Origin of the sequence: Vibrio kasasachensis (genome assembly GCF_050337565.1) — a bacterium.
GTDB lineage: Bacteria > Pseudomonadota > Gammaproteobacteria > Enterobacterales > Vibrionaceae > Vibrio > Vibrio kasasachensis.
Genome location: NZ_JAKJTB010000014.1, coordinates 174892 through 187773, shown reverse-complemented (window position 1 = coordinate 187773; position 12882 = coordinate 174892). Strand labels below are relative to the sequence as shown.

Genomic DNA, 12882 nt, shown 5'->3' with positions numbered 1-12882 from the left:
ATCGACAGTACCAGAAAAAGGTAGCGGAGAGTGGGTTAACGCAAAGCATGTCGAGAAAAGGTAACTGCTTGGATAATGCTGTTGCTGAAAACTTTTTTGCTTTACTCAAAACAGAGATGTATCACAACCAAAGCTTTGAAGATGCAGATGATTTGATAGAGCAAATTAAAGAATACATCGAGTACTACAATACCAAACGTATAAAAGTGAAACTAAAAGGCCTGACTCCGATAGAATATCGAACTCAGGCCTTGAAAGCCGCTTAACAGAAATGTCCAACTTTACGGGGTCACTTCAAATACGCGGGCTTTTCTGTTTGTACCGTGCTGATATGCAGTTAAGCTTTAGAGTAGATATCTCGTTCACCTAGCCAGCGGTCTATAATCGCGACGGCATTTTGTGGGTAACGGTCATGAATATGACGAGCTATGCGCTGAACTTCAGGAACTAAGCGCTGATCTCGCACTAAGTCGGCAATCTTAAAGTCAGCCATACCGGTCTGCTTGGTACCGAGCAGCTCACCAGGACCTCGGATCTCCAAGTCACGCTGTGCAATTACAAAACCATCGTTGCTTTCACGCAGAACGCCCAGGCGTTTTTGTGCGGTTTTTGATAGCGGAGAATGGTAGAGAAGTACGCAGTGGCTGGCTACCGTTCCTCGCCCAACTCGCCCTCTTAACTGATGAAGTTGTGCTAAGCCGAGCCTTTCTGGGTTTTCGATAATCATTAGGCTAGAGTTTGGTACATCGACCCCCACTTCAATCACGGTTGTAGCAACCAAGAGATGCAGCTTGTTGTCTTTGAAATCTTTCATCACTGCTTGTTTTTCTGACGATTTCATTCGCCCATGAACCAAGCCTATTTTGACATCAGGTAAAATGCGTTGCAGTTCTTCAGCGGTATCGGCAGCTGCTTGCGCTTCTAATACTTCTGACTCATCAATTAAGGTACATACCCAATACGCTTGTTTTCCTTCATTGAGGCAGGCATTACGTACCCGTTCAATGATATCGGCTCGTTTAGTATCAGGAATGGCGACAGTTTGAATTGGTGTGCGCCCCGGTGGCAGTTCATCAATCACCGAGGTTTCTAAATCAGCATAAGCGGTCATCGCCAACGTACGCGGGATCGGCGTTGCAGTCATTATCAATTGATGGGGGAAGTTACCTTGCTTTTCGCCTTTGGCGCGCAGTTCTAATCGCTGGTGGACACCAAAACGATGCTGCTCATCAATGATCACTAAGGCGAGGTTGTGAAACTCCACATGCTCTTGAAATAGAGCATGAGTGCCGACCACCATTTGCGCTTCGCCACTTTTGATACGTGCTAATTCAGTTTCTTTGGCTTTGCCTTTTAGCTTACCTGCTAACCAACCAACTTGAATGCCCATGTTTTCAAACCAAAGGGCCAAATTAACCGCGTGCTGCTCAGCCAGCAATTCAGTAGGAGCCATGAGAGCGACTTGATAACCATGTTCAATAGCGCGTAATGCTGCCAGTGCGGCAACCAGTGTTTTACCTGATCCTACGTCACCTTGCACGAGGCGCATCATAGGATGAGGCTTCACTAGATCTTGTTCAATCTCATTCACCACACGTACTTGTGCGTTGGTGGGTGAAAACGGTAATTGTGCTAATAATTTCTGCTTGAACTTGTCGATCTGCGCTAATGGAATTGCGACATCTTGTTGCCCTTTACTGCGCACCGCCAGCATGGAAAGATTCTGAGCTAACAGCTCTTCCATAATCAATCGAACCTGAGCTGGGTGCTTACCTTCATCAAACTGAGTGAGATCGATATCTGGCGTTGGGCGATGAATAATATGCAGCGCTTGCGCGAGCGTAATTTGCTGTGGATAGAGCCCATTAGGTAGAAGTTCTTGTACCGCTGCTTTGTCTAATAGTGCCAATGCTTGATCGGTTAAGCTGCGCAGGGTGAGTTGGCGCAAACCTTCAGTGGTTGGGTAAACAGGGGTTAAGCTTGGCTCGATATCGGCAGGTTGGTTGGGGGCGTAAAATTTATAGTCAGGGTGGATAATCTCCAGCCCATAGTTACCCCGTTTAACTTCACCATAGGCATGCACTGTTTTCCCTTCGGCAAAGTTGTTTTTCATTGCTGCGGTAAAGTTGAAAAATCGCAGTGTTAGCGTGCCATTACCATCACTGATCTTCACTGCCAGTATTTTACGTTTACCAAAGACGGTATCGACGTTCATCACTTTGCCTTGCACCGCCGCCCACAGACCGGAATGCAATTTGACGATAGGGTAAATACGGGTGCGATCTTCATAGCGTAGTGGAAGGTGAAACAGTAAATCTTGTACGCTGCAGAGTCCGACTTTCTCCAGTTTCTCGGCGACTTTTGCGCCCACGCCGTTGAGTGACGTTAGAGGAATAGCAGAAAGGAGTTGGGACATAACACAAAGCTCATTAACTAAGATAGAGATAGTTAACCATTTGGCTGTGTTTTTGTACAGGCTAAATTGGTACCAACAGGTGCGATTCGCTTCAAGTTGTTAAAGCTGTACTGAGACGAGAGAGGAAAATGAGCGAGTTGCGGAGCAACTCGCCAGATTGGTGTTTAGGCTTTTTGCATCTCTTGCCACCAAGCTTCATCTGCCACTATCTGCCCTTCTTCATCGAGTGGCGGATAAGGCATTTTTTTACGCTTGGCAACTTTGGCTAAAACAGGGTGACCACGCTCAAATAAGGTGCGATGAATAACGTCTTCTGGCAAGGCGCTTTTATCGTTGTCGTACATGCCAGCTTCGTGCCTTTGCTGTTGTGCTTCGTAAAGAATAATCGCACTCGCCACTGAGACATTGAGTGATTGCACCATCCCCATCATTGGAATGATGATGTCTTGATCAGCCAGTTTTTTGGCTTGCTCTGAGGCACCCGTTTTTTCACTACCCAATATGATCGCAGTTGGTTTTGTGTAGTCAATTTGGCGAAAATCCACCGCGTTGTCAGAGAGATTAGTCACCAGTACTTGCATGCCTTGTGCTTTTAATTCACTGATAGCATCTTCAATGCTGGTGTGATTATCCACTTCCACCCAATTACGAGCACCCGCAGAGGTGTGAGTGAGCGTGCGCATTTTATGTGGCCAAACAGCATGAATTTTATGTAGCCCTGTTGCATCAGCGGTACGAACGACAGCGGAGACATTATTCGGCTTATGTACTTCTTCAAGGCAAAGAGTTAAGTCGATCTGACGTGCTTTAAGCACTTGTTGGATTCGTTGGTAACGTTCTAAGTTCATAACAGTCGCAGTAAAAATAAGGCCCTTGAAACAAAAAATTCCAAGGGCCAGAATGTGAGAATTCAGCGTTAATGCTTGCGTCTAAAGACTTTTAGCGTATGTGGCATGGCTTTGATACGGCGCATGATACTTGCTAAGTGAACACGATCTTTGGTGGTCAGCATTACCAGTACGGTATACAAGCGACCATCACGTTCCTTGGTTGTGAGGCCATGGATGTTCGAGCCAGTTTTAGAAATCACATTGGTCAGTTCGGCTAATGCGCCTTGGCGGTTTTGAACATCAATGCGCAACTCGGCAATGAATTCTTGGTCGTACTCTTCAGACCATGCCACTGCCATGTATTTCTCAGGCTCTTTTTGGTAACCACGTACGTTAGGGCAAGTTTCACGGTGAACGACTAAGCCTCGACCTGGAGACACGTGTGCAATGATGTGGTCATCAGGGATCGGATGACAACAGTTAGCAAACGTCAGCAAAATGCCTTCTGCACCACGAATCGGTAGTTTTCTGGTTGAGTTGCTAGGGATTGAGCTGGTGGTAGTGAGTTCATCGGTATCACCTAGTAGGCGCCGCGCGATCACAATGCTCATTAATTCACCTAAGCCAATAGCAGCCAACAGGTCATCAATATTATCCAAACGAAGATCGGTGAGAACTTCTTGAATATTTTCAGGGTAGATTGAATCGATGTTATGGCGACCCAAAGCGTGATTAAGTAGACGACGACCCAGAGTAATAGACTCTTCACGGCGCATGGTTTTCAGCACTTGACGGATCTTAGTACGGGCACGAGAAGTCACCACATAGTTTAGCCATGCCGCATTTGGACGTGCGCCTGGTGCGGAAATGATCTCAATCGTTTGACCGTTTTTCAGAGATTTGCTTAGTGGGTATGGGTTGCGATCAACACGCGCACCAACACAAGCGTTACCGACATCGGTATGCACTGCGTAAGCAAAGTCTACCGCTGTTGCGCCCAATGGCAGCTCAACAATGCGACCTTTTGGCGTAAAGACGTAAATCTCATCTGGGAACAGATCAGATTTTACGTTTTCGATAAATTCAAAAGAGTTACCAGCGCTTTGTTGTAGCTCAAGCAGGCTTTGCATCCAACGTTGGGCTTTCACCTGAGCGGTGGTACCTGTGCGATCGCCATTGCCTTTGTAAATCCAGTGAGCAGCAACACCTTTATCTGCCATTTGATCCATATCTTCAGTACGGATCTGTACTTCAACGGGAACGCCGTGAGGGCCAACCATGGAAGTATGAATAGATTGATAGCCGTTTGCCTTTGGTACTGCAATGTAGTCTTTCACGCGACCTGGGCGAGGCTTATACAAGCTGTGTACTTGACCGAGAGCGCGATAACAAGTATCTGCGGTGTCGACAATAACGCGAAACGCATATATATCCATGATGGTGTGGAAACGCTGTTCTTTGGTTTTCATCTTGTTGTAGATGGAGAACAGGTTTTTCTCACGACCCACCACACGAGCTTTGAGACCAACGTCTTCTAAGCGGCCTTCAATTTCGTTGTGGATACGTTGGATCATCTCTTTACGGTTACCACGCGCGGCTTTCACCACTTCTTTTAGTACGCGGTAGCGGTTTGGATAGAGGGCTTCAAAGCCCAACTCTTCCAGCTCTGTCTTGATATTATGGATACCAAGGCGGTGAGCAAGAGGTGAGTAGATTTCAAGAGTTTCGCGTGCAATACGGCGCTTTTTATCTGGGCGAAGAGCACCCAAAGTACGCATGTTATGTGTGCGGTCAGCAAGCTTAATCAGAATAACGCGGATGTCTTGCACCATGGCAAGCACCATTTTGCGGAAGTTCTCAGCTTGTGCTTCTTTGCGATCACGAAATTTAAGCTTATCCAGCTTAGAGACACCGTCCACCAATTCAGCCACAGTTATGCCGAACTTTTCTTCAAGATCTTCTTTGGAGACATCACAATCTTCGATGACGTCGTGTAAGAGTGCAGCTTGAAGAGTTTCAATATCCAGACGCATTTCAGCCAAGATACGTGAAACCGCAACAGGGTGGATGATATAAGGTTCCCCGCTTGAACGGGTCTGCCCTTCATGGGCATTTTTCGCTACCACATAAGATTGACGCAGAGCCTCAATTTGAGGCTCTGTTAGGTATTCTTGGGCAACGTCTTTGAGGCTATCGAATAGATACAAACTTTAGGCCCGGAAGATAGTTGTAGAGAAAGTCAGATTAGCGACTGTGAGCAATGCTGCTTACTGCTGCCAGTTCTGCTGCTTCTTGCTCTTGCTGTTCTTGACGCTGACGTGCATCAAGGATCTCTTTAGTAATAAGACCTTCTTCGATTTCGCGTAGAGCGATAACCGTAGGTTTATCATTCTCTTCTGGCACTAGTGAATCTTTGCCGCCAGTTTGCATTTGACGAGCGCGGCGAGCCGCAATCAGTACTAGGTCGAAACGGTTGCCAACTTTTTCAACAGCGTCTTGAACAGTTACGCGTGCCATGAGGACTCCAAATTAGTTAACTAAAATTTTGAATGACGAGAAATTATACAGGCTTAAGCTACTATATTCTAGCCAAAGCGTTGCCTCGTCTGTGAATGGCTTTTGGGAACCCTTACTCAGCCAATAGAGCGTCAAGCATACCTTTATATTTAGCAGCTTGTTTATCATGCTTCAATCGTTCTGCACGGATGATGGCTTTAAAGTCCATCAGTGCACTATCAAAGTCGTCGTTCACGATAACGTAGTCATACTCGCTATAGTGAGAAATTTCTGATTTTGCTTCTGCCATGCGTTTTGCAATGACAGCTTCACTGTCTTGACCTCGAGCATTTAGGCGACGTTCTAGCTCACCGTTTGATGGCGGTAGAATAAAGATGCTTTTCGCCAGAGGCATTTGCTCACGGATTTGACGACCACCTTGCCAGTCGATATCTAGAAAGACATCAATACCTTTATCAAGATTGTCTTCGATCCATACACGAGATGTGCCGTAGTAGTTGCCGAATACTTCTGCGTATTCAAGAAACTGCTTTTGCTCGATTAACTCTTCGAAAAGCTCTTTTTGCACAAAGTGATAGTGCACACCATCTTGCTCACCTGGACGCATGCCGCGCGTTGTGTGAGATACAGATACTTTCATCGCGTATGTTGGATTGGTTTCCAGCATCGCTGAGATCAAGCTAGATTTACCAGCGCCGCTCGGTGCCGAGACGATATAGAGAGTACCTTTGCCCATATGTAACGTTCCACATTCGGTTGGATGGTGTCGAATAAGAAGAGTCGACAGTTTAAAGATAGCACTGACCTATAAACATCACCTGAACGGTGAAAAATAGGTCAGAAAAATGGAGGCGAAGAGTAGCACGATCATAAGGATCATTACAAGGATAACAAGTGTGCCGAGCTAGTGAATGTAGTTGCCGTGATTTTAGTTATTTGAGAGCCATCGCTAATCTTTTCGAGTGTGTGAATGAATAAGTTAGTATGCACTTAGGTGATTAATTGAGAGTGAGTTTTTGTATGTATACCCGCAAGCGTTTGTTTTATTTCACGTTAGATGATGGAAAAGCATTGAACTTTTATTGTAACTCATTACAATCCGCGCAAACGTTTACGTGCTGTATATATCTAGTGATTTGGACTGGATGTTTCTACCACCGAGCCTACCTTGGTGACTACAGTAAGTCCTTGCAGTGAGTGCGAGGGTTTTCTCTGTTCAGCATGTGTACCCGATTACTATTTTATCAAGTTGTTAAGGTTACATTGTGAGTCTCGAATCTACTTTAAATAAGCAAAAAACATCGAATGTTCTTGAATCGATCTTCAAGATCTCAGAGCGAAAATCTACGGTAAGCACAGAGCTGTATGCTGGCTTTATTACTTTTTTGGCGATGAGCTACATTCTTGCGGTTAACCCAGCGATTTTGGGCGGCATTCCAGGAATGGATAAAGGTGCAGTCTTTACTGCTACTGCGATCTCTGCGGCGATTGCGACCTTGATTATGGGCATTTGGGGCAACTACCCTGTAATGTTGGCGCCGGGCATGAGTATGAATGGCTTTTTTAAAGGCATGTTACTTAGCGGTTCGGTAGCCGTGGTATGGCACGAAGCACTTTTTGGTATTTTCCTTTCTGGTGTGCTGTATCTCATTCTATCGATGACCAACATTCGAAAAGCAATGATTGAATCGTTGCCGGAAGATCTAAAACTGTCGATTACCGTTTCACTCGGTTTGTTCATTGCGTTTCTTGGCTTAAAGAATGCGGGAATTATTGTCTCTAACCCAATCATCTTGGTTAGCATGGGCGATATCTTGGACCCACAAGTACTGATAGCCTACATCAGTATCTTCATCGCACTCGGTTGTATGGTGCGTGATATTAAACTGGCGACCTTTATTTCGTTTGTTTCTGCAATTGCGTTGACCATCATTGCTGATTTAATGCTCGGCACTAACTACGCGCCAATTCCTGATCAAATGGTTTCAATGCCGCCGAGTATAGACAGCAGCTTCGGTGCGATTTTCGATCTTTCTGGGATTACGATGGATAAGTGGTTTGATCTACTGTTTATTGTGGTGATTTTCTTGATTGTCGATTTCTTTGATGGTCTCAGCACCATCATCGGTGTTGGTCGCGATGCGGGTATTATTGATGAAGACGGTAAAGTGCCAAATGCACGTTCAGCACTCGTTGCGGATGCCGGCGGTACTGTGATTGGTTCTATTTTAGGCACTACTTCTATCACCGCGTTTTCTGAGTCAGGTATAGCCTCTTCACAAGGTGCGAAGACAGGTCTGGCGGCGGTATTGGTGGCGGGTATGTTCTTGCTGGCACTGTTCCTTTATCCACTGTTCTCGATTTTCTCAGCCGCAATGGTGGCCCCTGCGATGGTGGTGGTTGGTATCTATATGATCGGTCGTTTAGGTCAAATCGATTGGGATAAAAAAGAGTCACGCATTTCAGCTTTCTTTACCATTATGTTTACAGTGCTGAGCTTTTCTCCGGCTAACGGTATGGCAATGGGCTTTATTAGCTACTGCTTTACTATGGTTGTGGCTGGTCGTCGTAAAGAAGTCCACCCAGCAATTTATGTGCTGTCTTTGGTGTTCCTTGCCTACCTAGTGTTACTTTAAGTGTAAATAAAACGACCCTGTGTAATGCAGGGTCATCCCATCTTCAAAAAGCCGTGATAAAATTAACCATTAGACGTTAATTATATATGAGCTTTAAATCATGCCTTCTCACCTTCCAAAGTCCTTTAGTCGCCCCTTTCTTAAAATATTTCATATCCTAGAAGCGATTTTACTCGTTGCGATAACCTTGGCTACCGTGTGGGCTATGGTGGAAGAGTTTGTACATATCTATGTGCAAAGGCGAGTGCAGCTGACCGATATTTTATTGATGTTTATCTACCTTGAAGTGTTGGCAATGGTCGGACAGTTCGTGATGAATGGTAAAATACCGGTGCGCTATCCGATTTATATTGCGATGATGGCGATTGCTCGCTATATCACATTGGGGATGAAAGAGTTGGATTCAGTGATGATTGTGTGGTTGTCTTTGGCGGCATTTATGCTTGCTGCAGCTACGCTAATCATACGTGTGGGTCATCATTATTGGCCTTATATTGATGGCAATACATCTGAGAAAGATGAGTAAGCCACTACAGCAGTCTTATAAATTATTAATTCAATTCATAGCAAGGAAGATCTCATGACTACTATTGCACAGCAGCTTGCCGCGATTAAGGTTATTCCAGTAATTGCCATCGAGCGTGCACAAGATATTGTTCCACTCGGTAAGGCGTTGGCTGAGAATGGTTTACCTGCGGCCGAAATTACTTTTCGTTCTGACGCTGCTGTTGAGGCTATTCGTCTGTTGCGTGAAGCGCAACCTGATATGCTAATTGGTGCTGGTACCGTGCTAAATGGTCAGCAAGCGCAAGCGGCTAAAGATGCAGGTGCAACGTTTGTGGTTTCTCCGGGCTTTAACCCTAATACGGTTAATGCATGTCGTGAAATTGGTATTGATATCGTACCGGGCGTCAATAACCCGAGTACAGTAGAAGCGGCGATTGAAATGGGCTTAACCACGCTGAAATTTTTCCCGGCAGAAGCATCAGGTGGTATTAACATGCTTAAGGCTTTGCTTGGTCCATATACTCAAATTCAATTTATGCCAACCGGTGGCATTAGCCATAAAAACGTTAATGACTATTTATCCATTGATCGCGTGATCGCCTGTGGTGGTACGTGGATGGTCGATAAAGTGTTGATCAACGAAGGTCGTTGGGATGAGATTGGTCGTTTAGCTCGTGAAGCCGCAGATTTAATCAAATAGTCTATACCCGTCATACTTGAAATTGCAGCGGTGTTGGCTGTGTTCGTGCGCCCCAATCACATAGTTCACCTATGCTCAGGAGACTTTCTTACTTGCCGCCTGCCGGCATCTTCAAGTTTCTTGGGTATAACTGAGTAACTATTATCTTTTACTTTGCTGTCGAGCATGGACTGCCAATGTGGTGGTAAAACCGAGCATCTCTTGCTCGGTTTATTGTGGCTAGTTTAAACGGCTAAATACTTTGGTTTAGATTGCGCTTAATTTGCCATCTTTGACTTGCATGGCGGGAACCCAAGCCAATCGATCTGTCGACATTTTGTTGCCGCAAGGCGTTTTAATATGATTAACCAACCAAATCACGCAGCCGTTCTCAAGATTAAATAACACACGCACTTGAGAATAGAGGGTACCATCGTCAAAAGCTTCCGAGACAGGTACCGCAGCACCTTGCCACGCTTCAATGAGTTTATCCATCGACCAATCAACGCTCAAGCCAATCACTTCTGGCTCAATGTTTTTGACGATACGCATTTCAATACGGGTGTGAGGTCCTTCTTCTTCCAACGCAATTTGGTGAGTGATATTGTTATCGTTCCAAGAAAGAGTATGCATGCTTAAGCCTCTAGCCAATCGTTAGAAATTTTAATGATCGCTTTACGCACAGGCATAGGCTCACTGATCGCCACTAGTGGGCGATGTGGCTGTTCAGTTTTGAAGATGATGAAGTCACTGACGCTTAGATCAACAAACTGTTCTTCAACAATGTCTTCACTAAATGCTATGTCGCGCTTTTCTAGCATATTTTCCGCGATGCTTTGAAATGGTTGCAAGCTGTAACCATAACGCTCTTCACCGGCCAACAAAATTTGTACATCAATGTATTTACGATGGCATTCGGATTTTCGAGCGCTGAGTAGCTGCGTGTTGTCATCGACAACAAAGAAAAACACGTCATCCCCTTCGATTGGGTAGCGACCATTCTCAGTTGATTCGCTTAATTGTTGTTTGACTTGTGCGATTACATTGAACAGTTTGGTAGGCAGTTGCTGATAATTAGCAAGCTCAGATAAATTGCCTTTAAACACTTTATACCTCATTAACCACCTAGGCGGTCGTGTTAGAAAGCTTAATTATAAGATGCTCAGTAATATTGGTTGACCAGATTTGATGAGGAAGGAGAGGCTGATCAAACTTTAGTTTGGTGGGGTAAGTGAGAATAATTAAAATTGCTTGCCTCTCACTAAAACGATGATTAGGGAAAGGCAAGCATGGCGAGATTATTCGATGTTCTGAATTTGCTCGCGCATTTGTTCGATCAGTACTTTTAGCTCAACGCCTGAAGCGGTGATGTCGGTACTAATAGATTTAGAAGCCAGAGTGTTTGATTCACGATTAAATTCTTGCATCATGAAGTCAAGGCGACGACCGACTGCACCACCTTTCTTCAATATATTGATGGTCTCTTTTACGTGAGAATCTAGGCGATCAAGTTCTTCTGCAACGTCAGATTTTTGCGCTAGCATGATCAGCTCTTGCTCAACGCGGGAGGCATCTAGTTCAACTTTCGCATCTTCAAACTTATTGAATAGACGTTCACGTTGCCAAGTGAGGATTTCAGGCATGCGAGCACGAACTCTGATTACTTCATCAGTAATTGCAGTTAGGCGTTGTTCAATCAGCACTTTCATGTTGTCGCCTTCACGGCCACGTGCATCAATAAACTCATTGATCGCATCATCAAAACCGGCGAGCAGATCTTTGTTTACCGTATCCATGTCTTGTTCAGGTGTTTCCATTACGCCTGACCATTGCATAACCTGAAATGGATTAATGCGGCTTTGTTCACCCGTCATTTGCATCACTTGCTCAGCCGCTTTAATTACTTGCTTAGCCAGTGTTTCGTTGATGGTTAGCTCACCCTGTGCTGCTGGGTTGGCTTCAAAACGTAAATGACATTCTACTTTGCCGCGCGCTAGGCGTTGGCGAAAACGTTCACGTAGTACTGGCTCAAGTCCACGGAACTGCTCTGGTAAACGAAAGTAAGTCTCTAGGTAGCGTTGGTTAACACTGCGAATTTCCCATACAGCGGTACCCCAATTAGCTTTAATCTCTTTTCGGGCATAAGCCGTCATGCTGTAGATCATCGAATTTTCCTGTCTATATATGCTGAAAATTAACCTTGAGATAATAGCATACTTAGGTGTCGAATCCTGTTATTACACTTGGCTTTGTGGCTAACATATCGAGTTTTGATTACGGTCGTACTCGCCAGCGTGACTCTTTTCCGCTATAATTCCGCCCCAACCAAAACGTCACCCCCTGCAAATTAAGGTATATGCCCATGCGTCCAAACGATCGCAAGGCGGATCAAGTTCGCCCTATTAAAATTACTCGTAATTACACAGCGTATGCTGAAGGCTCTGTACTTGTTGAGTTCGGTAATACCAAAGTACTATGTAACGCTTCAATTGAAGAAAATGTACCTCGCTGGTTAAAAGGCAAAGGTAAAGGCTGGGTAACGGCAGAATATGGTATGTTGCCACGTGCAACTCACACCCGTAATCGCCGTGAAGCTGCCAATGGTAAGCAGGGTGGTCGTACGATGGAAATCCAACGTCTGATTGCACGTAGCTTGCGCGCTGTCGTTGATTTAGAAGCAATGGGTGAGTTTATGATCACCGTTGATTGTGATGTTATCCAAGCGGATGGTGGCACTCGTACGGCTTCTATCTCAGGTGCTAGTGTGGCACTGGCTGATGCATTTCAACATCTTATCGATAACGGTAAGATCAAGAAGAACCCAATGAAAGGTCATGTGGCGGCAGTCTCTGTCGGTCTTCTAGGTGAAGATGTTCTTTGCGATTTGGAGTACGTTGAAGATTCAGCAGCAGATACAGACATGAACGTGGTAATGACTGAAGATGGCCGCATGATTGAAGTGCAAGGCACTGCAGAAGGCGAACCGTTTAGCCATATACAGTTGCTGGCGTTGCTAGAATCGGCGACGAAAGGTATTACCGAAATAGTCACGGCGCAGAAAGCGGCGTTGGAAAATTAATTATAAAATAGCTTCCCATTGGGAAGCTATTTTTTTACCTTTTTTGTAGAAAACTCCACAGCGTTGTTCGCTGCAATTTTTCGACCTAATCACATACTAGAGTATGCTCATAGGTACGAAAAATCTGGCTGCCTAGCTGTGAAGCCTTCTACTTCAAAGGACGTATTTCAATGTTGTTATTCTTGATAACTTTGAAAGTGATTTTATTGAGCAATTTG

General features: G+C 45.0%; 13 protein-coding genes and 1 riboswitch. Of the genes, 5 read left to right on the top strand and 8 right to left on the bottom strand.

The genetic code is table 11. The features are described 5' to 3' along the window. The coding region (locus tag L4C38_RS12745) for an IS3 family transposase (protein ID WP_428796791.1) at window positions 1-266 on the top strand (266 nt) is incomplete at its 5' end. A 71-nt stretch (window positions 267-337) separates the two neighbouring features. On the opposite strand, the gene recG is transcribed toward L4C38_RS12745, so the two are convergent. The 5 genes from recG to gmk all read right to left on the bottom strand — a co-directional run bounded on the left by recG (window position 338) and on the right by gmk (window position 6499). Then, window positions 338-2416: an ATP-dependent DNA helicase RecG gene (gene recG / locus L4C38_RS12740; protein ID WP_428797929.1), complete on the bottom strand. Its 2079-nt coding sequence runs from the start codon at window positions 2414-2416 to the stop codon at window positions 338-340. 164 nt (window positions 2417-2580) lie between these two features. Continuing rightward, window positions 2581-3264 (bottom strand): tRNA (guanosine(18)-2'-O)-methyltransferase TrmH, encoded by a 684-nt coding sequence (gene trmH, locus L4C38_RS12735; protein ID WP_428797928.1) that lies wholly within the window; start codon window positions 3262-3264, stop codon window positions 2581-2583. Window positions 3265-3332: 68 nt separating this feature from the next. Further along, window positions 3333-5453, bottom strand: a complete 2121-nt coding sequence (gene spoT / locus L4C38_RS12730; RefSeq protein WP_428797927.1) for a bifunctional GTP diphosphokinase/guanosine-3',5'-bis pyrophosphate 3'-pyrophosphohydrolase — start codon at window positions 5451-5453, stop codon at window positions 3333-3335. Window positions 5454-5490: 37 nt separating this feature from the next. Next, on the bottom strand, window positions 5491-5763 hold the full coding sequence (gene rpoZ, locus L4C38_RS12725) for a DNA-directed RNA polymerase subunit omega (RefSeq protein WP_428797926.1): 273 nt from the start codon (window positions 5761-5763) through the stop codon (window positions 5491-5493). Between the two features lie 112 nt (window positions 5764-5875). Next, entirely contained in the window at window positions 5876-6499 is a 624-nt protein-coding gene (gene gmk / locus L4C38_RS12720) for a guanylate kinase (protein ID WP_428797925.1), read from the bottom strand. A gap of 362 nt (window positions 6500-6861) precedes the next feature. After that, window positions 6862-6961, top strand: a riboswitch (purine riboswitch). A gap of 67 nt (window positions 6962-7028) precedes the next feature. On the opposite strand from gmk, the gene L4C38_RS12715 reads away from it, so the two are divergent. From L4C38_RS12715 to L4C38_RS12705, 3 genes are all read left to right on the top strand, one after another. Continuing rightward, window positions 7029-8399, top strand: a complete 1371-nt coding sequence (locus tag L4C38_RS12715) for an NCS2 family permease (protein WP_428797924.1) — start codon at window positions 7029-7031, stop codon at window positions 8397-8399. Between the two features lie 100 nt (window positions 8400-8499). Beyond that, window positions 8500-8925 (top strand): phosphate-starvation-inducible protein PsiE, encoded by a 426-nt coding sequence (locus L4C38_RS12710; protein ID WP_428797923.1) that lies wholly within the window; start codon window positions 8500-8502, stop codon window positions 8923-8925. 54 nt (window positions 8926-8979) lie between these two features. Next, window positions 8980-9606 (top strand): bifunctional 4-hydroxy-2-oxoglutarate aldolase/2-dehydro-3-deoxy-phosphogluconate aldolase, encoded by a 627-nt coding sequence (locus L4C38_RS12705; protein ID WP_428797922.1) that lies wholly within the window; start codon window positions 8980-8982, stop codon window positions 9604-9606. Between the two features lie 246 nt (window positions 9607-9852). Here the strand turns inward: L4C38_RS12705 and L4C38_RS12700 are convergent, their stop codons facing one another. The 3 genes from L4C38_RS12700 to L4C38_RS12690 form a co-directional block, all read right to left on the bottom strand. Next, on the bottom strand, window positions 9853-10218 hold the full coding sequence (locus tag L4C38_RS12700; protein ID WP_428797921.1) for a hypothetical protein: 366 nt from the start codon (window positions 10216-10218) through the stop codon (window positions 9853-9855). A 2-nt stretch (window positions 10219-10220) separates the two neighbouring features. Further along, window positions 10221-10703 carry a NanQ anomerase/TabA/YiaL family protein gene (locus L4C38_RS12695; RefSeq protein WP_428797920.1) on the bottom strand — a complete coding sequence of 161 codons (483 nt, stop codon included), beginning with the start codon at window positions 10701-10703 and terminating at the stop codon, window positions 10221-10223. Window positions 10704-10883: 180 nt separating this feature from the next. Next, on the bottom strand, window positions 10884-11750 hold the full coding sequence (locus L4C38_RS12690) for a YicC/YloC family endoribonuclease (protein ID WP_428797919.1): 867 nt from the start codon (window positions 11748-11750) through the stop codon (window positions 10884-10886). Window positions 11751-11947: 197 nt separating this feature from the next. Here L4C38_RS12690 and rph point away from each other — a divergent pair, with 197 nt between their 5' ends. Continuing rightward, the gene (gene rph, locus L4C38_RS12685) at window positions 11948-12664 is read left to right on the top strand and encodes a ribonuclease PH (protein WP_428797918.1); all 717 of its coding nucleotides are present in this window, start codon (window positions 11948-11950) and stop codon (window positions 12662-12664) included. Window positions 12665-12882: the final 218 nt, after the last annotated feature.